This window comes from Novosphingobium clariflavum, from assembly GCF_026420865.1.
Classification (GTDB): domain Bacteria; phylum Pseudomonadota; class Alphaproteobacteria; order Sphingomonadales; family Sphingomonadaceae; genus Novosphingobium; species Novosphingobium clariflavum.
Genome location: NZ_JAPCWC010000002.1, coordinates 17,902 through 40,927 on the forward strand (window position 1 = coordinate 17,902; position 23,026 = coordinate 40,927).

Sequence of the window (23,026 nt, forward strand, 5' to 3'; positions counted from 1 at the left end):
CTTATTTCGCCAGTGCCGCCTGCGCTGCTGCGAGGCGCGCGATGGGAACCCGGTAGGGCGAGGCGCTGACGTAATCGAGCCCCACCTTCTCGCAGAACGCGATCGAGGCCGGGTCACCGCCATGCTCACCGCAAATGCCCAGCTTGAGATCGCAGCGGACCGCGCGCCCACGCTCGGCTCCCATCTGCACAAGCTGGCCGACACCCTCGATATCGAGGCTGACGAAGGGATCGCGCGGGTAGATGCCCTTCTCGACATAAGGGCTGAGGAAACGCGCCGCATCATCGCGTGAAACGCCCAGTGTCGTCTGCGTGAGATCGTTGGTACCGAACGAGAAGAACCGCGCCTCCTCGGCAATCTCGCCCGCCATCAGCGCCGCGCGCGGCAGTTCGATCATGGTGCCGACCATGTAATCGAGCACGTGCCCCTTTTCGGCAAAGACCCTGACGGCAGTCTCGTCGACCACCTTCTTGAGGATCTGTAACTCGCGCCGGGTGGCGACCAGCGGAATCATCACTTCCGGCACGATCGCCTCGCCCGATGCAGCGGCCACGTCGCAGGCCGCCTCGAAGATGGCGCGAGCCTGCATTTCGTAGATTTCGGGGAAGGTGATGCCCAGGCGGCACCCACGATGCCCCAGCATCGGGTTGAATTCGTGCAGTTCCTCGGCACGGCGCTTGAGCGTCTCGACACCGATGCCGATCGCGTCCGAAAGCTCCGCAAACTCGCCGTCGCCGTGCGGCAGGAACTCGTGCAACGGCGGGTCAAGCAGGCGGATGGTTACCGGAAGTCCCGCCATGACCTCGAAGATCCCGATGAAATCGGCCCGCTGTTCGGGCAGCAACTTGGTCAGCGCCGCGCGGCGGCCGCCTTCGTCTTCGGCAAGGATCATCTGGCGCACGGCCGATATGCGACCCGCGTCGAAGAACATGTGCTCGGTCCGGCACAGGCCGATACCCTCGGCGCCGAACTGGCGCGCCATCCGGCAATCCGCCGGGGTTTCGGCATTGGTGCGCACTTTCATGCGGCGGTGCTTGTCGGCCCAGACCATCAGCGTGGCGAAATCGCCCGCCAGTTCCGGCTCGATCGTCGGCACTTCTCCGGCCATGATGTCACCGGTGGCCCCATCGAGCGTAATGACGTCACCTTCCTTCAGGGCCCGGTTGCCCATGCGCAAGGTGCGGCTCTTCATGTCGATCGACAGGCCCGAGGCGCCTGAGACACAAGGCCGGCCCATGCCCCGCGCCACCACGGCGGCATGGCTGGTCATGCCGCCACGCGCCGTCAGGATGCCCCTGGCGGCATGCATGCCGTGAATGTCCTCAGGACTGGTCTCGACCCGGACAAGCACGACCGCCTCGCCCATTTCCGCGCGCTTTTCGGCGGTGTCGGCATCGAGCACGATAGCCCCCGAAGCCGCCCCCGGCGATGCGGGAAGCCCCTTGCCGAGAATGTCGCGCGGCGCCTTGGGATCGAGCGTGGGGTGCAGAAGCTGATCGAGCGCCATCGGATCGACACGCACGATCGCAGTCGCCTCGTCGATCAGCCCCTCGTCCACCATCTCGACCGCCATCTTGAGCGCCGCCTTGGCGGTACGCTTGCCCGAACGGGTCTGCAGCATCCAGAGCTTGCCGCGCTCGACGGTGAACTCGATGTCCTGCATGTCGCGGTAGTGCTTTTCGAGCAGCTCGAACACCGCGGCAAGCTCGGTGTAGGCCTCGGGCATCGCCTCTTCCATCGACAGCGGCTTGGCCCGGGCGCGCTCGCGCGCAGCCTTCGTGAGATACTGCGGCGTACGGATTCCGGCGACGACGTCCTCGCCCTGCGCATTGACCAGCCACTCGCCGTAATAGGCCTTTTCGCCGGTCGCCGGGTCGCGGGTGAAGGCGACGCCGGTGGCCGAGGTATCGCCCATGTTGCCGAAGACCATGGCCTGGACGTTGACTGCCGTGCCCCAGTCACCGGGAATGTCGTTGAGGCGGCGATAGACCCTGGCGCGGTCGGAATCCCACGAATCGAACACCGCCCGGATCGCGCCCCAGAGCTGCTCTTGCACGTCCTGCGGGAACGGGCGGCCGAGTTGCTCCTCGACGATGCCCTTGTATTCCCTGACCACGGCCTTCCAGTTCGACGCCGTCATCTCGACGTCGTTCATGTAGCCGTTGTCTTCCTTGGCGATCTCCAGCGCTTCCTCGAAACGCCCATGATCGAGGCCGAGAACCACATCGGAATACATCTGGATGAAGCGGCGATAGCTGTCCCAGGCGAAACGCTCGTCACCCGACGTCTGCGTCAGCCCCTCGACCGTGGCATCGTTGAGCCCGAGGTTGAGGACCGTGTCCATCATGCCCGGCATCGACACCCGCGCGCCCGAACGGACCGAGACCAGCAGCGGGTCGGCGGCATCGCCGAAAGCCTTGCCGACGGTCTTCTCGATATGCGTCAGCGCCTCGGCAACATCGGCGCGCAGCGCATCCGAGAAGTCCCCGCCTTCGGCGAGGTACTTCACGCATTCTTCGGTGGTAATGGTGAAACCGGGAGGAACAGGCAGGCCGATGCCGGCCATTTCGGCAAGGTTCGCGCCCTTGCCGCCAACCACGACCTTGTCGCGCCCGCGAGGATCGTCATTCCTGACATCGTTCCCCGCGTTGCCGCCGAACGTGTAGACCTGCCTGTTCATCTATCCCCCGACTTTCCTGTCCTGGTTCGTATGCTCCTTCGAGAACCGTCGGGGGAAGAGACCCTTATCCTTCGATCTTCGAGAAGTCCGCCACGTTGTGCACTGCACTGCGGAAGCGATCAAGCAAGGCGAGGCGCGAACGGCGCTTGACCGGATCGGCGTCGTTGACCGTGACGCCTTCGAAGAAGGCGTCGATCGGCGCCCGCAGCGTGGCCAGCGCGGTCATGGCCGCCGCGAAGTCCTCACCCTCGACCGCCTTGGCGGCCTGCGGTTCCGCCGCCGCCACGGCATCGAGCAGCGCCTGCTCGGCAGGCTCGGCCGCATAAGGCAGCGAACCGCGCGCGGCGTAGACGTCCTTCATGTCGGGATCGTCGACGTTCTCGAGCGGATCCTCGTCGCCGGTGCGGGCAATGGCGACGGAGAAGTCTTCCTTCTTGAGGATATTCGCCGCGCGCTTGTAACCCGCAAGCAGGTTCACGCCGTCATCGGTCTGCACGAAGGCCTGCAGCGCATGGACGCGGGCGAGCAGGCGCACGAGATCGTCCTCGCCGCCCAGCGCGATCACCGCGTCGATCAGGTCGTGGCGCACGCCCGCTTCCTTCTGCTGGACCTTCAGGCGGTCCACGAAGAAGTCGAGCAGATCGCCCTCGGCCACACCGAAGCGCAAGGTGTTGTCGGTAATCAGGCGAATGATACCCAGCGCCGCACGGCGCAGCGCGAAGGGGTCCTTCGAGCCGGTTGGCTTCTCGTCGATCGCGAAGAAGCTGCGCAGCGTATCCAGCTTGTCCGCCAGCGCCACGGCCACCGTCACCGGGGCGGTGGGGACTTCATCGCCCTGCCCGACCGGCTTGTAGTGGTCGCGGATGGCATCGGCCACGGCATCGGGCAGACCTTCGGCGCGGGCGTAATAACCGCCCATAAGCCCTTGAAGTTCCGGAAATTCACCAACCATCTCGGTAACGAGATCGGCCTTGGACAGTTCCGCCGCCTGACGCGCCAGCGCCGGATCGCAGTTCGGCACCACACCTTCGCTCGCCAGCCATTCGGCAAGCTTCGCAACGCGCTCGACCTTGTCGGCAACGGTGCCCAGCTTCTCGTGGAAGGTGATGCGCGCCAGCTTTTCGGCGTGTACCGAAAGCGGGGTCTTGCGATCCTGCTGCCAGAAGAACCGCGCGTCGGACAGGCGCGCGGCCAGGACCTTGCGGTTGCCGTCGACAATGGCGACACCGCCATCGGTCGCGACGATGTTCGCGGTGCAGACGAAGGCATTGGCGAGCGCACCCGAAGCGTCCTCACAAACGAAGTACTTCTGGTTCACGCGCGCCGTAAGCTGGATGGTTTCGGGCGGAACTTCCAGGAAGTCTTCCTCGAACCGGCCGAGCAGCGGCACCGGCCATTCGGTGAGGCCGGCGTTCTCGACGACAAGCCCCTCGTCCTCGACCAGCACCATACCGGCAGCGGACGCCGCCTCGCGCGCCTTGGTGCGCACGATGTCCTGCCGTTCCTCATGGTTCACGAGGACATGGGCAAGGCGGAGCTTGTCCGCATAGTCATGCGCGCCGCCGATGGTGATCTCGCCGGGGGCGTGGAAGCGGTGCCCCTTGGTCACGTAGCCCGAAGCAATCCCGCCAACCTCGCACGCGACCAGATCTTCGCCAAGGATGGAGACGATACCCGAGAGCGGGCGCACCCAGCGCAGCGATTCGGTGGAGAGCGAAGCCGCGCCCCAGCGCTGCGACTTGGGCCAGGGGAACGCGCGGACAATGGCGGGGATCGCCTCTGCCAGCACGTCCTTCACGGCGCGGCCGGGCTTTTCGACGACCGCGAAATACGTGTCCTTGCCCTTGAGGTCGCGGACTTCGAGCTGGTCTTTGGAAAGGCCGGTCTTGCGCAGGAAGCCTTCAAGCGCCTGCTCGGGCGCGCTGGTGGCGGGGCCCTTGGTTTCCTCATGGACAGCTTCGGTCGCCAGCGGCAGACCATGGGCAATCAGCGCAAGGCGGCGCGGGGTCGACCAGACGGTGACGTCACCCACGGCAACGCCGGCCGCTTCCATTTCCTTGCGGAACAGCTTTTCAAGGTCGGCACGGGCGCCAGCCTGCATGCGCGCGGGGATTTCTTCCGAGCGCAGTTCGAGAAGGAAATCGGTCATGCGCTCCACCCCGGGAACTTGGCTTCCCACTGGTCCTTGTTCTTGTCGATCCAGGCCTTGCACGAACCCTTGGCGAGTTCGCGCACGCGGCCGATGTAGCTGGCGCGCTCCTGCACGGAGATCACGCCGCGCGCCTGCAGCAGGTTGAAGAGGTGCGAGGCCTCGATCGCCTGGTCATAGGCGGCGAGCGGGATTTCCGCCTCGATGCAGCGCATGCACTCGGCCTCGGCAGCCTTGAAACCGGCAAACAGGGCGTCGGTGTCGGCGATCTCGAAGTTGTACTTCGACTGCTGCTGTTCGTTGGCGAGGAAGACGTCGCCGTAGGTCACGCCTTCGTTGTTGAACTTGAGGTCGTAGACCCAGTCCACGCCCTGGATATACATCGCCAGGCGTTCGAGGCCGTAAGTCAGCTCGCCGGCAACCGGCTTGCAGTCATAACCGCCGACCTGCTGGAAATAGGTGAACTGCGTCACTTCCATGCCGTCGCACCAGACTTCCCAGCCCAGCCCCCAGGCGCCCAGCGTCGGGCTTTCCCAGTCGTCCTCGACGAAGCGGATGTCATGCGCCAGCGGATCGACGCCGATCGCCGCGAGGCTCTGCAGGTAAAGCTCCTGGAGGTTCTCGGGGTTCGGCTTCAGGATCACCTGATACTGGTAATAGTGCTGGAGGCGGTTCGGGTTCTCGCCGTAACGACCGTCGGTCGGACGGCGCGAAGGCTGGACATAGGCCGCCTTCCACGGTTCGGGGCCGAGCGCACGCAGCGTGGTCGCGGGGTGGAACGTACCCGCCCCCATGCGCATGTCGTAAGGCTGGAGAATGAGGCAGCCCTGCTTGCTCCAGAAATCATGGAGCGTCAGGATCATGTCCTGAAAGCTGAGCGGCTGCCTTTCTGCGGATGGCACGGCGGTCGACATCGAAATCCCGTCAAAACTCTTGAACAGCCGGCCTTTGGCGGATCGACACCGGCAAATCAACCGCGCTGAACGACGTGATCGTGACACAGAGCGCTACCCCGGAGCAATCGATGCCGCTAAGGCAAGCCCCGAGGCGCCGTTAATCGGACGTTTGCCTGTACCGTTTCATGGAATGGCGATGAAATTCTTCCGTAAATCCCACGTCCGTCTTGCCGCAGCCGCCACCCTTGGCCTTCTTGCCGCCACGCCGTCGCTGGCGCGGGAGGAGGCGCCCGCACGCCCCGCCATGTGGAAGATCGCGGACAAGGACACCACGATCTACCTCTTCGGCACGATCCACATCCTGCCGGAAGATACCCACTGGTTCGCAGGGCCCGTGAAGAAGGCCTTCGATTCGTCCGACCTGCTGGTCACCGAAACCGAGATCGGCTCCGCCGAATCGCTGCAGCAGCTCTTCATCGAAAAGGGCCTGCGCAGCGACGGCACGACCCTGCGCGCCAGCCTTCCTGCGCAAGAGCGCGCGGCCTTCGAGAAGGCCCTGGCCGGCATGGGCATCCCGGCCGAAGCCTTCGACCGTTTCGAGCCATGGTATGCCGGACTGCTGCTGTCCCTGCTGCCGCTCAAGGCCGCCGGCTACGACAAGGCCAACGGCGTCGAGACGCTGATCGAGGCCCGCGCGGCCGAAAAGCACAAGGCCCGCAAGGCACTGGAAACGCCGGAGTACCAAATCGAACTGTTCGACGGCATGCCGCTCGAAAGCCAGAACCGCTACCTTGGCGAAGTGCTGGAGCAGTTGCCGACCTTGCGCGAGGACGTCGCCAAAGTGGTCACCGCCTGGAAGACCGGCCGCGCCGACGAACTTGCCAGCCTGCTCAACGAGGACGAGTCGGACGAGGCCATGCGCGCGGCCTTCATCACCAACCGCAACAAGGCATGGGCCCAGTGGCTGCAGGCCCGCATGGCCGAGCCGGGCACGGTCTTCGTCGCCGTGGGCGCAGGGCACCTTGCCGGTGAAGGCAGTGTACAAGACCAGCTCGCAAAAGTCGGAATAAAGGCAAAACGGGTTCAGTAACAACACGATGCGACGCATTCTTGGACTCGTTGCGAGCACCTTGCTTGCCGCCTGCTCGCAGTCGCCCGAGCCGGCAAATCCCGCGCTCTGGCATGTCGAAGGCGCCAGCGGCCAGCAGGCCTGGCTGTTCGGCACGATCCACAGCGTCAAACGCCCGCTCGCATGGGACACCGCCAAGGTGCGCGGGGCACTGGCCGCCGCCGACAGCGTGATGGTGGAGGTGAGCAACCTCGCCGACGAGAAGGCGGTGGCCGCCACGTTCGCGCGACTTGCCAAGAGTGATAGACAACCAATTCTTTCACAACGAATTTCCGTGAAATACCGCCCCGCCCTCGCGGCCCTGCTGAAGCGCGGCGGCTATAGCGACGGCGACTTCGCGCAGATGGACACCTGGGCCGCCGCCCTCACCCTCGCCCGGATCGGCGCCAGCGACGATGACAGCCGCAATGGCGTGGACCGGGCCGTGATGGCGCAGGCAGGCGACAAACCGGTCGTCGAACTCGAAGGCGCCGAACGCCAACTCGGCCTGTTCGACTGCCTTGCCGAAGCCGACCAGCGCGATCTGCTCACCGCCGTCGTGACCGACCAGCAGGGCGACGACGACAGCCGCCTTGTGGAAAGCTGGCGCAAGGGCGACATGACCGCGATCGAACGGGAAACCCGCCGCGGCATGCTCACCGACCCGCAACTGCGCGCGGTCCTCTTCACCGGCCGCAACCGCGACTGGACGAGCAGGATCGCCGCCGCCATGAGGCAAGGCCACCGGCCTTTCGTCGCCGTCGGCGCGGCACACATGGCCGGACCGGAAGGCCTGCCCGCCCTGCTCGCGGCGAACGGCTACAAGGTCACGCGGGTCGAGTGATGACCATGAACGACAGCACCTCCGACAGCGGACCGTTCGACATCGTCGGCGACGTGCACGGCTGCGCCGACGAACTCGAACAGCTGCTGGACGACCTCAGCTACCGGACGCAATGGAACGGCAAGACCGTGACGGTCACGCCGCCATCCGGCCGCCGAGCGGTGTTTCTCGGCGATCTGGTCGACCGCGGACCGCGCTCACCGGACACCCTGCGCATCGCCCGCCACATGGTCGAGAACGGCCACGCCCTTGCAGTCGTGGGGAACCATGACGACAAGCTCATGCGGTACCTTGCGGGACGGAATGTCACTATTTCCCATGGCCTTGCAGAGACAATCGAACAACTTCGCGAAGAGCCGCCGGCGTTCCTGGCCGGGATGCAGGCATGGCTCGGCACCCTGCCCAGCCACCACGTGCTCGACGACGGCAAGCTGATCGTGGCCCATGCCGGCTTCAAGGAAAGCCTGCTCGGCCGTACCGGCAAATCCGTCCGCGCCTTTTGCATGTATGGCGCGGCGACCGGCGAGATCGACGAATTCGGCCTGCCCGTTCGCGGTGACTGGGCCGCGGGTTACGCAGGCAAGGCCATGGTCGTCTACGGACACACGCCGGTAAGCGAGGCCGAATGGGCGGGACGGACGATCTGCATCGACACCGGCTGTGTCTTCGGCGGCAAGCTGACGGCACTGCGCTATCCCGAACTGGAGCTGGTCTCGGTTCCGGCCCGGCGCATCCACTGCCCGCCTACGCGTCCGCTCAAGGCGCCATGAGCGCAGTGCGGGCCCGCTCCGCTTGCATTTCCGCCGAATTCGCATTAAGGGCGCGCGCTTCCCGTCATGGTCATCCCTGGAGGCGTGGCGGGAACGGCGCGGGTCGATGAGCGATCCGCTGCCGATCTATATCCAGTTTTGAAAGGCAAGTCCCATGAGCGATACGCTTAACCTGCCGGCCGAGACGCGTGAACGGGCTGGCAAGGGAGCCTCCCGTGCGCTGCGTCGTGATGGCCGCGTTCCCGCCGTCGTCTACGGTGGCAACGAAGAACCCATCGCGATCCACGTCGAGGAAAAGGAGCTGACCCGTCAGCTCATGACCGGCCACTTCTTCAACTCGATCATCGAAGTCGAAGTTGGCGGCAAGAAGCTGCGCACGCAGCCCAAGGACGTTGCCTTCCACCCGGTCACCGACCGTCCGCTCCACGTCGACTTCCTGCGCCTTGGCGCCAACGCGACCGTGCACGTGAACGTGCCCGTCGTGTTCGCCAACGAAGACGCTTCGCCGGGCCTCAAGCGCGGCGGCGTGCTGAACGTCGTGCGTCACGACCTTGAACTGGTCTGCGATGCCGACAAGATCCCGCACGAGATCACCATCGACGTGACCGGCTTCGATGTGGGCGAATCGATCCACATCCACCACGTGAAGCTGCCTTCGGGCGTTGCTTCGGCGATCACCGACCGCGATTTCACCATCGCGACGATCGCTGCCCCTTCGGCTCTGAAGAGCTCGGAAGGCGACACGACCAAGACTGACGCCGAGTAATCGGACAGTCCTAGAGATTGGCCCCTTCCGCCCCGGCATGCCCGGCGCGCGGAAGGGGCCTTTCGCTTATTCGGGATCAGTGAAATCATGCAGCTTTGGGTCGGCCTCGGTAATCCCGGACCGCAATATGCGATGAACCGCCACAACGTCGGCTTCATGGCGGTCGATGCGATTGCCGAAATCCACCGTTTCGGCCCGGTCCAGAAGAAGTTCCAGGGCTGGCTGCAGGAAGGCCGCATCGGCACCGAGAAAGTGCTGCTGCTCAAGCCCGCCACCTTCATGAACGAGAGCGGCCGCGCCGTCGGCGAGGCCATGCGCTTCTACAAGCTGGCGATCACGGATCTCACCGTGTTCCACGACGAGCTCGACCTCGCGCCCTTCAAGGTCAAGGTGAAGCAGGGCGGCGGCCATGCCGGCCACAACGGCCTGCGCTCGATCGACCAGCACCTTGGCCCGGATTTCCGCCGCATCCGCCTCGGCATCGGCCACCCCGGCCACAAGGACCGCGTCCACGGCTATGTGCTGGGCAACTATGCCAAGGCCGAGATGGACCCGCTGGCCGGCATGCTGGGCGCCGTTGCCGCCGAAGCCGACCGCCTTTCCGCCGGCGATGACGTGCGCTTCATGAACGATGTCGCGCTGCGCCAGCAGGACTGAGCCTGCAAGCTGGCTGGCCATTTCCCGCGACTGACGCTAAGGCGCGGCCAATCATTTCTTCCCGGAGTTACACATGGGTTTCCGTTGCGGAATCGTGGGCCTGCCGAATGTCGGCAAGTCGACCTTGTTCAATGCGCTCACCGAGACGCAGGCGGCGCAGGCGGCCAACTATCCGTTCTGCACGATCGAGCCCAACGTCGGCCAGGTCGGCGTGCCCGATCCGCGCCTCGACAAGCTGGCCGAGATCGCCGGTTCGGCCAAGATCATCCCGACCCAGCTCTCCTTCGTCGACATCGCCGGCCTCGTGCGCGGCGCGTCGAAGGGTGAAGGCCTCGGCAACCAGTTCCTCGGCAACATCCGCGAGGTGGACGCCGTCGTCCACGTGCTGCGCTGCTTCGAGAACGACGACATCCAGCACGTCGACAACAAGGTCGACCCCATCGCCGATGCCGAGACGGTCGAGACCGAACTGCTGCTCTCCGACCTCGAAAGCCTCGAAAAGCGCGTCCCCGCGGCGCAAAAGAAGGCCGCCCAGGGCGACAAGGAATCGAAGATCATCGCTTCGGTCCTCGGCCAGACGCTGGAACTGCTGCGCGACGGCAAGCCCGCGCGCCTGACCCAGCCCAAGGACGAGGATGAAGCCCGCGTCTTCGCCCAGGCCCAGCTGCTGACCGCCAAGCCGGTGCTCTACGTCTGCAACGTCGAGGAAGAAGCTGCCGCCGAGGGTAACGAATTCTCGGCCCGGGTGTTCGAGAAGGCCAAGGCCGAAGGCGCCACCGCCGTCATCGTGTCGGCCGCCATCGAATCGGAACTGGTCGGCATGGAGATCGAGGAGCGCATGGTGTTCCTTGAGGAAATGGGCCTCCACGAAACCGGCCTCGCCCGCATCATCCGCGCCGGCTACGACCTGCTCGGCCTGCTGACCTTCTTCACCGTCGGCCCCAAGGAAGCCCGCGCCTGGACCGTGCACAAGGGCGCCAAGGCCCCCGAAGCCGCCGGCGAGATCCACTCGGACATGCAGCGCGGCTTCATCCGCGCCGAGACCATCGCCTTTGACGACTACGTCGCGCTCGGCGGCGAAACCGGCGCCAAGGAAGCCGGCAAGCTGCGTCAGGAAGGCAAGGAATACCTGGTGCACGACGGCGACGTCATGCACTTCAAGTTCAACGTCTAAAAAGCCTGTTTGGGGAATGCCCTGCGGGGCATTCCGGTTAGCGTTAGCGTTAGCGTTAGCGTTAGCGTTAGCGTTAGCGTTAGCGGCCCGCTTCCGCGAATTTCCAGACAGACTCCAACCATCTGAAGGGCGCGGAAAATCACTTTCCGCGCCCTTCTGGCATAAATCTGCAAAGTCCCCCCGCCAAGCAGCCCCCATGAAGCGATTTGCCCTTTCGCTGGCCCTTCTTGCCGCCAGCGCCGCCCCTGCCACTGCCACTGCCCAGCCATCGCCGCTGACAGCCACGGCACCCGATGAAGCGCGCGCGCCGGTAACGATCCTCGTCTCGATCGACGGGTTCCGGGCGGACTATCTGGACCGCGGCATCACCCCTCATCTCGCCGCCCTGGCCGCAGGCGGGATCAGCGCGGCGATGCGCCCCTCGTTCCCCAGCAAGACTTTTCCCAACCACTGGACGCTGGTGACCGGCAAGGTGCCGGACCATCACGGCATCGTCGCCAACCGCTTCGAGGACCCCGCGCGTCCGGGCGAAGTCTTCACGATGGCGAGCGACGATCCCTTCTGGTGGAACGGCGCCGAACCGATCTGGGTGACGGCGGAAAAGGCGGGCATCCGCACCGCCACGATGTTCTGGCCGGGGTCGAACGTCGCCTGGGGCGGCCACCGCGTGAAGTCGTCGTGGAGCGAGGATCAGGGCGGCACGCGTCCGTCCGACTGGCAGCAGTTCAACCCGGCGGTTTCTCCCGGCCAGCGCGTTTCGGCGGTGATCGACTGGCTGCGCCGCCCTGCCGCCTCCCGCCCGAAGTTCGTGACGGTCTACTTCGATCAGGTCGACACCGCCGGGCACCGTTACGGCCCCGATGCCGAGCAGACCAATGCCGCGATTGCCGATGCCGACCGCGATATAGGCCTGCTGATCGAGGGCCTGCGCGCCCTTGGGCAACCGGCCAACCTCGTGGTCGTCGCCGACCATGGAATGGCCGCCACGTCGAGCGAACGCACGATCGCGCTCGACCGGCTCGCCAGCCCGAAGCTGTTCAAGCTGGGCGATGCCGGCCCCTTCGCGGCGATTACGCCGACCAGCGGCAAGGACGGCAAGCTCGCGGCAATCCTGCTCAAGCCCCATCCGCACATGCAGTGCTGGCGTCGGCAGGACATTCCGGCGCGCCTTCGATACGGCACCAATGCCCGCATCGCGCCCTACTTCTGCCTGGCCGAGACCGGTTGGGAAATCGCCGCGACCACGCCCGGAACCGCCCGAAGCGGCGGCTCGCACGGCTACGACAATGCCGCGCCGGAAATGGCTGCACTGTTCGTGGCGGCGGGACCGGCATTCAAGGCCTCCGGCAGACTGCCGGCGTTCGACAATGTCGACGTCGCCCCCTTGCTGCGCGACCTTGTCGGGCTGCCGCAGGCGCCGGATGGCGACGGCAGCGATGCGCCGTTCCGCAGCGTGCTGACGGCGAAGTAGCAGCGCTGCTCCGCCGTCGCACCGGCCATCAGGCGACCGGCGTTTCCGCGCGCTCGGCCGCGGCCGGAACAGCCTCATCGCCAGATTCTTCGGCGGCAGGTTCTTCGGCCGGAGCGGCGACCGGCTGTTCCTCCCCGAACGAAGGATCGTCCTCCTCGCGCTTGCGGCGGCCGAACAGGCCCGCGATCTTGTTGCGCAGGACCGCAAACGCGGCGATCGCGGCCACGGCGAGGGGCTTCAGGAACTTGAGCAGGATCGCCAGGATGCCTAGCTTCTTGGCAGCCGCGACGCCGACACCCGCCGCGATCAGGCCGCCGATGCCGTATTCGGCGGTCTTGTCGGTGGACGAATCGTAGTCCTGATAGCGCGCGCCCTGATCGAAGGCGGCATGGTCGGCAAAGGCCGTGGCCGCCCGCCGCACATCCGAAAGCTGGTCCATCGACGAGACCAGGTTGAGGCTCAGCACCCCGCGCCGGCCCAGCGTGCGGACATCGTAGTTCAGCGTATGGCTGGCCGCATCGCCCACGGCGATATCCTGCGCCCAGACGACCGAATGCGTGCCCGCGTCATAGGTCGGCTGCTCGGCCCAACCGGCGAGATGCATCGCCGGATAGCCTTCGGCCTTGCGCTTCTCGTTGTTCTCGTCCTCGCCCTCGCGCATCTGCGTGAGCAATTCGGCATAGTCGACCTTACCGGCATCGTCGTCGCTGACGAAGCCGGTCTCTTCATAGGTCACCACCGCGCCCCAGGCATCGCTGAGCGGCGAGGCACCGGCGGGCATGACCATGCCCAGCACCCGGTCGGCCGATTGCGACGGATTGCCCCAGATATCGACCAGGATCTTGCGCGCGTCTTCGGGGCCGTAGAAATCGTAGGCATCGCCCAGATCGAGCGTGGCATGGGCCTCGGCGATGGCGATCTTGCCATGCCGGGGCTGCAGCGACTTGGCGGCGGTGACAACCGCTGCGGGAAGCTGCACCGGGGCATCCGCCGCCCTGACCGGCACGCCGGCCGCAACAATCAGCGCCGCCGCCGCGACGCCAAGAAACCGTAACTTCATGAAATCCCCCGTTCAATGACCGGACATAATGCCGATGCGGCGGAACGGGTCAAGCTTGCGGGGGTAGTCTGGCCGGTCAGCCGGCGGGGGTCGCCTCGCCGGGCAATGCCGCCTCGCCCCGGCAGCGCATCTCGCCGTCCGCGCGGAAAGCCACGCGCTCCTGCGCATCGTGCAGGATCAGCCGGGCAGGCCAGTGGGTGGTATCCGATCCCCCGGCCCGGTCCGGCAGGCTGACCAGATCCACCCATGTCGAGAGACCGACATACGTTGACCGCGCATTCCCGGGTAATTGCGCGCTTTCCAGCTTGGCGGCGTAACGCTTGAGGTCACCCTCGATCCGCATGAACCCCTCCTCGGCATTGCCGATGAAAATCGGGTCGCCCTCGCCCTGCCTGACGAACCGGCAGCCCGGCTTGTCGAGACCGTAACGCTCGACATCGATGCGGGTGATCGGCCTTGGCAGGATCGGGCGGAACGGCTCCTTGCTCATCCGCTCGACCATGGCGACGTCATGGGCATCCTCGGCTCTCTGGCGGGCCGGATCCTCCCTGCCGCAAGCTGAGAGAACACCCAAAGCCGCCAAGGCAAGTACCGCAGATCGCATCATTTTCGTCCGAACAGCTTCTCGATATCCTGATGTGCGAGTTTAACCCACGTAGGGCGTCCATGGTTGCATTGGCCCGAACGCGGCGTGCGTTCCATTTCGCGCAGCAGCGCGTTCATCTCGGCGACCGAGAGGGCGCGCCCGGCCCGCACCGAACCGTGACAGGCCATCGTCGCCAGCACCAGATCGAGCTTTTCACCCAGCAGCAGGGCATCGCCGTTCTTGGCCAGATCGTCGGCCACGTCCTGCACCAGCGCATGGACATTGCTCTTGCCCAGCACCGAGGGAACCGCCCGCACCAGCATCGCGCAAGGCCCGAAGCGTTCGAGCGCAAGGCCGAACTTCGCAAGGTCCGCGATCTTGTCCTCCAGCGCGTCGCAGGCGGTTTCTTCCAGTTCGACCACTTCGGGCAGGAGCAGCGCCTGACTGCGCACCATCGCATCTTCCGCCCCGGCGGCCTTCAGCCGTTCGAGAACCAGGCGTTCGTGCGCTGCATGCTGGTCGACGATGACAAGGCCGTCTTGCGCCTCGGCGACGATATATGTGCTCGCCACCTGCCCGCGCGCGACACCCAGCGGGTAGCCGATCTCCTCCTGCGGCTCTTCGGGCACCATCTCGGCCCGCCCGGACGGTTCGGCCATGACCTGCGCCTCGTAGGAGCGCCAGGCCGCACCGGCCTCGGCCACGCGCGGGTCGGCCGGACGCGCGCCCGGGGAGGAATATTGGGGGCCGGGGGAATATTGCCGCGCAAACAGTGAGCCCAGTGCCGGAGCGGGTTCCGGCGCGCGCGGCGCCAGCGGCTCGACCTGCCACATGTTCATCGCCGCGGCCTGCGGCGGCTGCGCGCTCTTCTGCCCCGCCGATTCGAGCGCATGGCGCAAGGCGCCGACAAGGAAGCCGCGAATGAACGCCGGGTCGCGGAACCGCACTTCGGTCTTGGCCGGATGGACGTTGACGTCGACGTCCTCGGGCGGAAGTTCGAGAAACAGCGCCAGCACCGCGTGCCGGTCGCGCGCCAGCATGTCCGCATAGGCGCCGCGCACGGCGCCGACCAGCAGGCGGTCCTTCACCGGGCGTCCATTGACGAACAGGTACTGGTGATCGGCAACGCCGCGGTTGTAGGTCGGCAGGCCGGCAACCCCGGTCAGCCGCGCCGCACCGCGCTCGGCATCGATCAGCACGCCGTCGTCGGCGAGTTCGCGCGCAACGAGGCGGGCGACGCGCGAGGCCAGTTCCTCGCGCGGCTGCACCGCCAGCACCCGGCGCCCCTCATGCTCCAGCACGAAGCCAAGATCTGGCCGCGCCATCGCGAGGCGGCGCACGACATCCTGGCAGGCGGCATATTCGGAGCGGGCCGAGCGCAGGAACTTGCGCCGGGCGGGCACCTTGCCGAACAGGTCCTCGACCCGGATGCGCGTTCCCGGCGGCAGGGCGGCGGGCGAATCGACGGTGACCTGGCCATGGTCGACCACCCGCTTCCAGCCTTCGGCCGAATCGTGCGGCCGACTTTCGATGGTCAGCCGGGCAACCGATCCGATCGAGGGCAGCGCCTCGCCCCGAAACCCCAGCGTGGTCACCAGTTCGATCGCCTCGTCGGGCAGCTTCGAGGTGGCATGGCGCTCCAACGCCAGCGCGATCTCGTCGGGGCGCATGCCGCAGCCGTCGTCGGTCACCTCGATGAGGTCGAGACCGCCCGAAGCGAGCCGCACGGTGATCTCGGTCGATCCCGCGTCGATGGCGTTCTCGACCAGTTCCTTGAGCGCCGCCGCGGGCCGCTCGACCACTTCGCCCGCGGCGATGCGGTTGACGAGATGCTCGGGAAGACGGCGGATTGTCGGCATTTTCAGGTCTCTGGTTCGGCCCGTGACGGCGGGGCTGGGTGGCGCCAGGAAGCGCGCTGGTCATCGCGGCTTTTACCGGGGGAAAGCCACATTCACGAACTGTTCCCATCCCTAGCGACGAAGCGCGAGGAATTCGAGACGGGCCCCCGTGGATTCCCCCCGGAAAATGACACAAAATTTTGGCGTTTCGCAAATCGATGGGCTAAGGGGCTGTCTCTCCTTCAAACAAGCCGGCCACGCCGTCCCCCGACAGGGCGGCAATCGGCCTGAAAGACAACGGATTACTGATGGCCTCGCCCTTCTCGCGATTCTTCAAGCTCGGCTCCCAGAACATGGCTATCGACCTGGGTACCGCCAATACGCTCGTCTATGTCCAGGATCGTGGGATCGTGCTGAACGAACCGTCGGTGGTCGCCATCGAGACGCTGAACGGCGTCAAGAAGGTCAAGGCCGTGGGCGACGACGCCAAGATGATGATGGGCAAGACGCCCGACAACATCGAAGCCATCCGCCCGCTGCGTGACGGCGTGATCGCCGACATCGAAATCGCGGAAGAGATGATCAAGCACTTCATCCGCAAGGTGCACGGCAAGAAGAACCTGTTCCGCTATCCGGAAATCGTGATCTGCGTGCCCTCGGGCTCGACCTCGGTCGAACGCCGCGCGATCCGTGACGCCGCCTCGAACGCCGGCGCCAGCCAGGTCTACCTGATCCTCGAACCGATGGCCGCCGCGATCGGCGCCGACATGCCGGTCACCGAACCGGTCGGCTCGATGGTGGTCGACATCGGCGGCGGCACCACCGAAGTCGCCGTGCTCTCGCTGCGCGGCCTTGCCTACACCACGTCGGTGCGCGTCGGCGGCGACAAGATGGACGAAGCGATCGTTTCCTACGTCCGCCGCCACCACAACCTCCTGATCGGCGACGCCACGGCGGAACGCATCAAGAAGGACTACGGCATCGCCACTATCCCGGCTGACGGCATCGGCGAAACCATCCACATCAAGGGCCGCGACCTCGTCAACGGCGTGCCGAAGGAAATCACCATCAGCCAGGCGAACGTCGCCGAGGCGCTGGCGGAACCGATCGGCGCGATCATCGAGGGCGTGCGCATCGCGCTCGAGAACACCGCTCCGGAACTCGCCGCCGACATCGTCGACCAGGGCATCGTGCTCACCGGCGGCGGCGCACTGATCCAGGGCCTGGACGACTATCTGCGCGAAGAGACCGGCCTGCCGGTCAGCGTCGCCGAAGATCCGCTGTCCTGCGTCGCGCTCGGCACCGGCCGCGCTATGGAAGACCCGGTCTATCGCGGCGTCCTGATGTCCGCATAAGCGTTCGCGCGGGCGGCGCGGCCATGAGGCACGCGCCGCCCGTTTTCTATTCCGGCACCCCTTTGCCGGCTGAGTAATCCCGGCGGACCGTCCGCCCTTGTTTCAGGAGTGCATGGCGCATGGCGCCGCCCGCAAACAGGCGCTCCAGCTATTCGCGCAGAGCGCAATACACCACCTTCCTGAGCTACTCCGCGGGCGTGTTGGGCGCCGTCGTGGGTCTGGGGCTCGTGGTGGTCTCGCTGGTCAACCCCGATTTCTTCTCCCCGTTGCGCGGCCTTGCCGCCGACGCGACCGAGCCTGCCAGCCAGGCGGCGGCGAGCGGACGCACGTTCGGGCACGATGTCGTCGCCAACGTCACCGGTTTCTTCCATACCGGCAGCGAAGACGCGCGCATCCGCCGCGAACTGGCCGAAGCCAAGGTTCGCCTCGTCGAGGCCGAAGCCACCAAGGCGGAGAACCAGCGCCTCAAGGGCCTGCTCGGCATTGGCGACGATGACGCGAAGCCGGTCGCCTTCTCGCGCCTCACCGCCTCGACCGGGGCCAGCACGCGCCGCTATGCGACGCTGGGCGCCGGCCGCGACAAGGGGGTCGTCACCGGCATGCCGGTCCGCTCGCCCATGGGGCTCGTTGGCCGCGTGCTCGAAGTGGGAGCCTCCAGTTCGCGCGTGCTGCTGATCACCGACAGCGAGAGCCTCGTGCCGGTGCGCCGCGCCAGCGACGGCGTGCCCGCCTTCGCCCAGGGCGCCTCGGATGGCACCTTGCGCATTCGCCTGATCAACCTCGGCCTCAATCCCCTGAAAAAGGGCGACGTGCTGGTCACTTCGGGATCGGGCGGCCTCTACCGTCCGGGCACGCCGATGGCGATCGTCACCGAACTGCTGCGCGATGGCGCCATCGCCCGCGTGCTGAGCAACCCTTCGGACACCGACTACGTCATGGTCGAACGCGCCTGGGCCCCGCCGCCGCCGCCTCCGGCCGCCACCACCGCCGCCAAGAAGCCGGGCAAGCCCTGATGGCGCTCCGCTCCGGCCACGGCCACAGCCAGCCCCGGCGCAGCATCAACCGGGCCCCCTCGCCGCTTCTGGCCCACTCGGTCCCCTGGCTGACGATCATGCTGGGATCGCTGGCGCCGTCGTGGCTGATGATCGCCTCGGCCCCGGTGATGCCGCCGCTCGGCTACCTGGTCTTCCTTGCCTGGCACCAGCTGCGCCCCGGCCTGATGCCGATCTGGGCCGGCCTGCCGCTCGGGCTGTTCGACGACCTGTTCTCCGGCCAGCCGTTCGGCTGCGCGGTGCTGCTCTGGTCGCTCTCCTCGATCGTGATCGACATCGTCGAGACCCGCATTCCCTGGCGCCACTTCCTCATCGAATGGCTGGTGGCGAACGGGCTGATCGTTACCTACATCCTGCTCTGCCTCGTCTTCGCCAATTTCGGCGGAGCCGACGCCCCTCTTCGTGTGATCGTACCGCAGATCGTGATTTCCGTGCTTTCCTATCCGCTTGTCGGCCGTTTCGTGGCCCTTGCCGATCGCTTCCGCCTGAAGCCGCTGCTGGTCGGCCGATGAAGATCAACTTCCGGCGCCTGATCGAGCCGCGCCACGTCAGCGCGGGCACGCTGCGCAACAGCTTCGACCGCCGCAGCCTGATCGTCGGCGGCGTCCAGGGCGGCATCGGCGTGCTGCTGGCAAGCCGCATGGCCTGGCTCGCCATCGGCCAGAACGCGAAGTACGAGCTGGAGGCGGAGAGCAACCGCGTCAACCTCTCGCTGATCCCGCCGCGCCGCGGCTGGCTGCTCGACCGCAACGGCACCCCGCTGGCCTCGAACCGCGCCGACTTCCGGGTCGACGTGATCCCCGAGCGCATGGGCGACAAGGCGCAGACGCTGGGCACCTTGCGCCAGCTCCTCAACATGACGCCGATCGCCGTGCAGGACCTCGAGGACAAGATCGAGAAGGCGCGCGGCTTCGCACCGGTCGAAGTCGCCAGCGGCCTCGATTTCGAGCGATTCGCCTCGGTCAGCGTGCGCCTGCCCGACCTTCCCGGTGTCGTCACCCAGCGCGGCTTCTCGCGGTTCTATCCGCTCGGCCCCTCGGTCGGGCACCTGATCGGCTACGTCGGTCCGGCCTCGGCCGAAGAGTACGAGAAGGACCACGATCCCGTGCTCATCACGCCGGGCTACAAGGTCGGCAAGGACGCGCTCGAGAAGTTCTACGAGAAGGACCTGCGCGGCAAACCCGGCGCCCGCCGCGTCGAAGTGACCGCCTCGGGCCGGATCGTGCGCGATCTCGACACCCGCGAAGACGTCCCCGGCAAGACCATTAAGCTGACCATCGACGCCGGCATCCAGGACTATGCCGCGCGCCGCATCGGCATCGAATCGGGCGCGGCGGTGGTCATGGACTGCCAGACCGGCGACATCCTCGCGATGTGCTCGATGCCCAGCTTCGATCCCAACAGCTTTTCCGACGGCATCGGCCGCCTCGAATGGAAGATGCTGTCGGACGACGACCATGTGCCGCTGCGCAACAAGGTGCTGCGCGGGCTCTATCCGCCGGGCTCCACGGTCAAGCCGATGGTGGCGCTCTCGTTCATGGAAGCCGGCCTCGACCCGAACGAATCGGTGTTCTGCGGCGGCGGCCTGCGCGTCGGCAACCGCGTGTTCCACTGCTGGAACCACCGCGGCCACGGCCAGGTCAACATGGCCAAGGGCATCTACCAGAGCTGCGACGTCTATTTCTACCACTTCGCCCAGCGTATCGGCATGGACCCGATCGCGGCGATGGCGGGGCGCCTCGGCCTCGGCCACGATTTCCCGCTGCCGGTCTCCGGCCAGTCCTACGGCACCGTGCCCAACCCGGCGTGGAAGCTGAAGAAATACGGCAAGGAATGGCAGACCTTCGACACGGTCAACGCCACCATCGGCCAGGGCTACTTCCTGGTGAACCCGCTGCAGCAGGCCATCCAGGCCTCGCGGATTGCCAGCGGCAAGATCATCATGCCGCGCCTGATCCACGGCAGCGACTACGAGGCGCCCAAGTCGCTCGGCATTGCCGAGGAGCACCTCGCCTATATCCACCAGGCCATGTCCGACGTCGCCAACGGCCCGGGCTCGGCGCCGCACGCGCGCCTGCCCTTCCCGGACATCAAGCTGGCGGGCAAGACCGGCACTGCCCAGGTCGTCGGCCTCAACATCGGCAACGGCAAGGGCGGCCAGTGGAAGCACCGCGACCACGGCCACTTCATCTGCTTCGCGCCGGTGGAAAACCCCCGCTACGCCTGCTCCGTGGTGATCGAGCACGGCGGCGGCTCTCCCGCCGCCTATCCGGTCGCGCGTGATATCCTGACCTACATCTTCGACAAGCAGAAGGGCATGGATATCCTGACCGAGCTGGAACAAGGCTGGGGCGGCACGCCCAAGCAGCGGCTCGACGCGCGTTACCGCAAGTATGCCGCCGAATACGGTGTCGGCGCCCCGGCCGTGTCGCCGGAGCAGGAAAGCGAGGCGGCGGACCAGGCCAATCCGCCGACCGAGGCGCCGCAGCCGATCGTGCGCGATGCCCAGTCGCCCGCGCCCGAACCCGCTGCCGCAAATCCGGCGGCGCCAGCAGCAGGCGCACCGGCGCCTGCGTCCCCGCCATCTCCCACTCCGACTGCGACGCCTGCGCAAACTCCCGGAAATCCGCAATGATCAGCCGCTCCATCGTCCCCGACACCATCGCCCGCCAACCCTGGGGCATGCTGGTGCCGCTGATGGGGCTGGTCACGCTGGGCGCTGCGGTGCTCTATTCGGCGGCAGGCGGCAGTCTCCAGCCCTATGCCCTGAGCCACGTGCTGCGCTTCTTCGTGTTCCTCGGCATGGCCATCGTCATTTCCCGGTTCAACCGCGACATGTTCCGCATGGCCGCCTACCCGATCTACGGCGCGATCGTGATCCTGCTGGTGCTGGTCGAGGCGATCGGCGCGGTCGGCGGCGGCAGCCAGCGCTGGCTCAACCTCGGCTTCATGACCCTGCAGCCCTCGGAACTGATGAAACCGGCCATCGTGCTGGTGCTGGCGCGGTTCTACGAGACACTGCCCCACGCGATGACCGCCAGCTGGCGCGGCCTCGTCCCCGCCGGCCTGCTGATCCTGCTGCCGGTCGCCTTCGTGGCGATCCAGCCCGACCTCGGCACCGCGCTGGCCATCTGCTTTGGCGGCGGCGTGACGATGTTCCTCGCCGGTCTGCCGATGTGGTGGTTCGTCAGCGCCGGCGTGACCGCACTGATCGGCGCCCCGATCGCCTTCTTCACGGTGCTGCACGACTACCAGCGCAACCGCGTGCTGACCTTCCTCGATCCCGAGAGCGACCCGCTCGGCACCGGCTACCACATCACCCAGTCCAAGATCGCGATCGGTTCGGGCGGCATCTTCGGCAAGGGCTTCGGCAACGGCTCGCAGAGCCACCTGCAATACCTGCCCGAACCGCATACCGACTTCGTGTTTGCAACGATGTCGGAGGAATGGGGCATGGTCGGCGGCTATTTCGTGCTGTTCGTCTTTGCCCTGGTGCTGAGCTGGGGCCTGCGGGTCGCCCGCAATGCCCCGGACCGCTTCTCCAGCCTGCTGGCAGCCGGCATGGCGGCGACGATCTTCTTCTACGTCGCGATCAACCTGATGATGGTCATGGGGCTTGCCCCGGTGGTCGGCATTCCGCTGCCTTTCATGAGCCACGGCGGCACTTCGATGATGACCAACATGATCTGCATCGGCACGCTGATGGCAATCAACCGCTGGAATACGCGCCCCAACAGCCTTTCCTGAAAAAAAATCAAACTCCCCCCTTCCCATCCGGATTTTTGCCGTTATAGGGGCCTCTCCGCCGCCGAGGAGGAGCCCGCAAGGCTCTGAAACGGCAGCCCGGACAGGGTAAAGTGTGGACGCATAGCTCAGTTGGTAGAGCAGCTGACTCTTAATCAGCGGGTCCTTGGTTCGAGCCCAAGTGCGTCCACCAGTCCTGTCCTTGCACGGAAACGTGTGTGGACGCATAGCTCAGTTGGTAGAGCAGCTGACTCTTAATCAGCGGGTCCTTGGTTCGAGCCCAAGTGCGTCCACCATTTCCGTCACTTACGCGGCAACGCGTGTGGACGCATAGCTCAGTTGGTAGAGCAGCTGACTCTTAATCAGCGGGTCCTTGGTTCGAGCCCAAGTGCGTCCACCATTTCATCACTTACGCGGCAACGCGCGTGGACGCATAGCTCAGTTGGTAGAGCAGCTGACTCTTAATCAGCGGGTCCTTGGTTCGAGCCCAAGTGCGTCCACCACCGCGCCTTTCAGCGCATTCTCCTTCCGATCGAAGCCTGCCTCGCGACAGAGCGCGAATCGCACCTCGTGACGGGTGCCTCCCAGGCTCCTCTCCCCATTTTCAGGTCAGGTCAGCTCAGCAGCCGCGCGACTTGGTGTGGTGGTCGTAGTCATGACCCGGCGCGCCGGCCGAATGTCCGTTCGCGTGGGCCTGCGAGGTGTAGAAGCCCGGGGGAAGACCCTTCTTGCCCGCAGCGCCAGCCTTGGCGACACTTGCCGCAAGGTCGCTCGCCTTGGTGCCGGCGAGTGCCGGACCGGAAATTGCCAGCGCGATCCCGAGCGCGGCTACCGTGAGTGCAGTCCTGTTCATAGACTATCCCTTTCCTTGGTAAC

At 66.1% G+C, this 23,026-nt stretch carries 19 protein-coding genes and 4 tRNA genes; 16 read left to right on the forward strand and 7 right to left on the reverse strand.

All coding sequences use genetic code 11. The features are described from left to right. Window position 1 precedes the first annotated feature (1 nt). The 3 genes from ppdK to OKA11_RS02355 form a co-directional block, all read right to left on the reverse strand. Window positions 2-2,680 carry a pyruvate, phosphate dikinase gene (gene ppdK / locus OKA11_RS02345; protein ID WP_267218647.1) on the reverse strand — a complete coding sequence of 893 codons (2,679 nt, stop codon included), beginning with the start codon at window positions 2,678-2,680 and terminating at the stop codon, window positions 2-4. 64 nt (window positions 2,681-2,744) lie between these two features. Next, window positions 2,745-4,829 carry a glycine--tRNA ligase subunit beta gene (glyS, locus tag OKA11_RS02350; RefSeq protein ID WP_267218649.1) on the reverse strand — a complete coding sequence of 695 codons (2,085 nt, stop codon included), beginning with the start codon at window positions 4,827-4,829 and terminating at the stop codon, window positions 2,745-2,747. Next, window positions 4,826-5,743: a glycine--tRNA ligase subunit alpha gene (locus OKA11_RS02355; RefSeq protein ID WP_185928727.1), complete on the reverse strand. Its 918-nt coding sequence runs from the start codon at window positions 5,741-5,743 to the stop codon at window positions 4,826-4,828. The genes glyS and OKA11_RS02355 overlap by 4 nt, the downstream gene beginning before the upstream one ends. 178 nt (window positions 5,744-5,921) lie before the next feature. Here OKA11_RS02355 and OKA11_RS02360 point away from each other — a divergent pair, with 178 nt between their 5' ends. The 7 genes from OKA11_RS02360 to OKA11_RS02390 all read left to right on the forward strand — a co-directional run bounded on the left by OKA11_RS02360 (window position 5,922) and on the right by OKA11_RS02390 (window position 12,515). Then, window positions 5,922-6,815: a TraB/GumN family protein gene (locus tag OKA11_RS02360; protein WP_267218650.1), complete on the forward strand. Its 894-nt coding sequence runs from the start codon at window positions 5,922-5,924 to the stop codon at window positions 6,813-6,815. Window positions 6,816-6,822: 7 nt separating this feature from the next. Continuing rightward, window positions 6,823-7,677 carry a TraB/GumN family protein gene (locus tag OKA11_RS02365; protein WP_267218651.1) on the forward strand — a complete coding sequence of 285 codons (855 nt, stop codon included), beginning with the start codon at window positions 6,823-6,825 and terminating at the stop codon, window positions 7,675-7,677. Window positions 7,678-7,682: 5 nt separating this feature from the next. After that, complete coding sequence (locus OKA11_RS02370; protein ID WP_267218652.1) at window positions 7,683-8,447, forward strand: metallophosphoesterase; 765 nt, start codon at window positions 7,683-7,685, stop codon at window positions 8,445-8,447. Between the two features lie 154 nt (window positions 8,448-8,601). Continuing rightward, window positions 8,602-9,213 carry a 50S ribosomal protein L25/general stress protein Ctc gene (locus tag OKA11_RS02375; protein ID WP_267218653.1) on the forward strand — a complete coding sequence of 204 codons (612 nt, stop codon included), beginning with the start codon at window positions 8,602-8,604 and terminating at the stop codon, window positions 9,211-9,213. Between the two features lie 87 nt (window positions 9,214-9,300). After that, window positions 9,301-9,870, forward strand: coding sequence for an aminoacyl-tRNA hydrolase (gene pth, locus OKA11_RS02380; protein ID WP_267218654.1), 570 nt, complete (start codon window positions 9,301-9,303; stop codon window positions 9,868-9,870). A 73-nt stretch (window positions 9,871-9,943) separates the two neighbouring features. Further along, window positions 9,944-11,044, forward strand: coding sequence for a redox-regulated ATPase YchF (ychF, locus tag OKA11_RS02385; RefSeq protein WP_267218655.1), 1,101 nt, complete (start codon window positions 9,944-9,946; stop codon window positions 11,042-11,044). A gap of 196 nt (window positions 11,045-11,240) precedes the next feature. Further along, a complete protein-coding gene (locus OKA11_RS02390) occupies window positions 11,241-12,515 on the forward strand; it encodes an alkaline phosphatase family protein (RefSeq protein WP_267218656.1) in 1,275 nt (424 codons plus the stop codon). Window positions 12,516-12,543: 28 nt separating this feature from the next. Here OKA11_RS02390 and OKA11_RS02395 read toward each other — a convergent pair whose 3' ends face one another. From OKA11_RS02395 to mutL, 3 genes are all read right to left on the reverse strand, one after another. Continuing rightward, window positions 12,544-13,575, reverse strand: a complete 1,032-nt coding sequence (locus OKA11_RS02395) for a DUF2167 domain-containing protein (protein WP_267218657.1) — start codon at window positions 13,573-13,575, stop codon at window positions 12,544-12,546. A 76-nt stretch (window positions 13,576-13,651) separates the two neighbouring features. Then, entirely contained in the window at window positions 13,652-14,077 is a 426-nt protein-coding gene (locus tag OKA11_RS02400) for a hypothetical protein (RefSeq protein WP_267218658.1), read from the reverse strand. Between the two features lie 101 nt (window positions 14,078-14,178). After that, window positions 14,179-16,020 (reverse strand): DNA mismatch repair endonuclease MutL, encoded by a 1,842-nt coding sequence (gene mutL / locus OKA11_RS02405; protein ID WP_267218659.1) that lies wholly within the window; start codon window positions 16,018-16,020, stop codon window positions 14,179-14,181. A gap of 287 nt (window positions 16,021-16,307) precedes the next feature. Between mutL and OKA11_RS02410 the strand changes: the two genes are divergently transcribed. The 9 genes from OKA11_RS02410 to OKA11_RS02450 all read left to right on the forward strand — a co-directional run bounded on the left by OKA11_RS02410 (window position 16,308) and on the right by OKA11_RS02450 (window position 22,653). Continuing rightward, window positions 16,308-17,354, forward strand: coding sequence for a rod shape-determining protein (locus OKA11_RS02410; protein WP_142633493.1), 1,047 nt, complete (start codon window positions 16,308-16,310; stop codon window positions 17,352-17,354). Window positions 17,355-17,473: 119 nt separating this feature from the next. After that, the gene (gene mreC / locus OKA11_RS02415) at window positions 17,474-18,367 is read left to right on the forward strand and encodes a rod shape-determining protein MreC (protein WP_267218660.1); all 894 of its coding nucleotides are present in this window, start codon (window positions 17,474-17,476) and stop codon (window positions 18,365-18,367) included. Further along, a complete protein-coding gene (locus OKA11_RS02420; protein ID WP_267218661.1) occupies window positions 18,367-18,918 on the forward strand; it encodes a rod shape-determining protein MreD in 552 nt (183 codons plus the stop codon). The genes mreC and OKA11_RS02420 overlap by 1 nt, the downstream gene beginning before the upstream one ends. Next, window positions 18,915-21,041, forward strand: coding sequence for a penicillin-binding protein 2 (mrdA, locus tag OKA11_RS02425; RefSeq protein ID WP_267218662.1), 2,127 nt, complete (start codon window positions 18,915-18,917; stop codon window positions 21,039-21,041). The genes OKA11_RS02420 and mrdA overlap by 4 nt, the downstream gene beginning before the upstream one ends. Then, window positions 21,041-22,153, forward strand: coding sequence for a rod shape-determining protein RodA (gene rodA / locus OKA11_RS02430; RefSeq protein WP_267218990.1), 1,113 nt, complete (start codon window positions 21,041-21,043; stop codon window positions 22,151-22,153). Before mrdA ends, rodA begins: the two co-directional genes overlap by 1 nt. Window positions 22,154-22,267: 114 nt before the next feature. Beyond that, window positions 22,268-22,343, forward strand: a tRNA-Lys gene (locus OKA11_RS02435). A gap of 27 nt (window positions 22,344-22,370) precedes the next feature. Beyond that, window positions 22,371-22,446: transfer RNA gene (locus OKA11_RS02440), tRNA-Lys, on the forward strand. A gap of 28 nt (window positions 22,447-22,474) precedes the next feature. After that, window positions 22,475-22,550, forward strand: a tRNA-Lys gene (locus OKA11_RS02445). A 27-nt stretch (window positions 22,551-22,577) separates the two neighbouring features. After that, window positions 22,578-22,653 (forward strand) — tRNA-Lys (locus tag OKA11_RS02450). 116 nt (window positions 22,654-22,769) lie between these two features. On the opposite strand, the gene OKA11_RS02455 is transcribed toward OKA11_RS02450, so the two are convergent. Beyond that, on the reverse strand, window positions 22,770-23,003 hold the full coding sequence (locus OKA11_RS02455) for a hypothetical protein (protein WP_267218663.1): 234 nt from the start codon (window positions 23,001-23,003) through the stop codon (window positions 22,770-22,772). Between the last annotated feature and the right edge of the window lie 23 nt (window positions 23,004-23,026).

Excerpts from the sequence above, each read along its gene's own strand:
- ppdK (WP_267218647.1), bottom strand. The coding sequence starts at position 2,680 with ATGAACAGGCAGGTCTACACGTTCGGCGGCAACGCGGGGAACGATGTC.
- glyS (WP_267218649.1), bottom strand. The coding sequence starts at position 4,829 with ATGACCGATTTCCTTCTCGAACTGCGCTCGGAAGAAATCCCCGCGCGC.
- OKA11_RS02355 (WP_185928727.1), bottom strand. The coding sequence starts at position 5,743 with ATGTCGACCGCCGTGCCATCCGCAGAAAGGCAGCCGCTCAGCTTTCAG.
- OKA11_RS02360 (WP_267218650.1), top strand. The coding sequence starts at position 5,922 with ATGAAATTCTTCCGTAAATCCCACGTCCGTCTTGCCGCAGCCGCCACC.
- OKA11_RS02365 (WP_267218651.1), top strand. The coding sequence starts at position 6,823 with ATGCGACGCATTCTTGGACTCGTTGCGAGCACCTTGCTTGCCGCCTGC.
- OKA11_RS02370 (WP_267218652.1), top strand. The coding sequence starts at position 7,683 with ATGAACGACAGCACCTCCGACAGCGGACCGTTCGACATCGTCGGCGAC.
- OKA11_RS02375 (WP_267218653.1), top strand. The coding sequence starts at position 8,602 with ATGAGCGATACGCTTAACCTGCCGGCCGAGACGCGTGAACGGGCTGGC.
- pth (WP_267218654.1), top strand. The coding sequence starts at position 9,301 with ATGCAGCTTTGGGTCGGCCTCGGTAATCCCGGACCGCAATATGCGATG.
- ychF (WP_267218655.1), top strand. The coding sequence starts at position 9,944 with ATGGGTTTCCGTTGCGGAATCGTGGGCCTGCCGAATGTCGGCAAGTCG.
- OKA11_RS02390 (WP_267218656.1), top strand. The coding sequence starts at position 11,241 with ATGAAGCGATTTGCCCTTTCGCTGGCCCTTCTTGCCGCCAGCGCCGCC.
- OKA11_RS02395 (WP_267218657.1), bottom strand. The coding sequence starts at position 13,575 with ATGAAGTTACGGTTTCTTGGCGTCGCGGCGGCGGCGCTGATTGTTGCG.
- OKA11_RS02400 (WP_267218658.1), bottom strand. The coding sequence starts at position 14,077 with ATGGTCGAGCGGATGAGCAAGGAGCCGTTCCGCCCGATCCTGCCAAGG.
- mutL (WP_267218659.1), bottom strand. The coding sequence starts at position 16,020 with ATGCCGACAATCCGCCGTCTTCCCGAGCATCTCGTCAACCGCATCGCC.
- OKA11_RS02410 (WP_142633493.1), top strand. The coding sequence starts at position 16,308 with ATGGCCTCGCCCTTCTCGCGATTCTTCAAGCTCGGCTCCCAGAACATG.
- mreC (WP_267218660.1), top strand. The coding sequence starts at position 17,474 with ATGGCGCCGCCCGCAAACAGGCGCTCCAGCTATTCGCGCAGAGCGCAA.
- OKA11_RS02420 (WP_267218661.1), top strand. The coding sequence starts at position 18,367 with ATGGCGCTCCGCTCCGGCCACGGCCACAGCCAGCCCCGGCGCAGCATC.
- mrdA (WP_267218662.1), top strand. The coding sequence starts at position 18,915 with ATGAAGATCAACTTCCGGCGCCTGATCGAGCCGCGCCACGTCAGCGCG.
- OKA11_RS02455 (WP_267218663.1), bottom strand. The coding sequence starts at position 23,003 with ATGAACAGGACTGCACTCACGGTAGCCGCGCTCGGGATCGCGCTGGCA.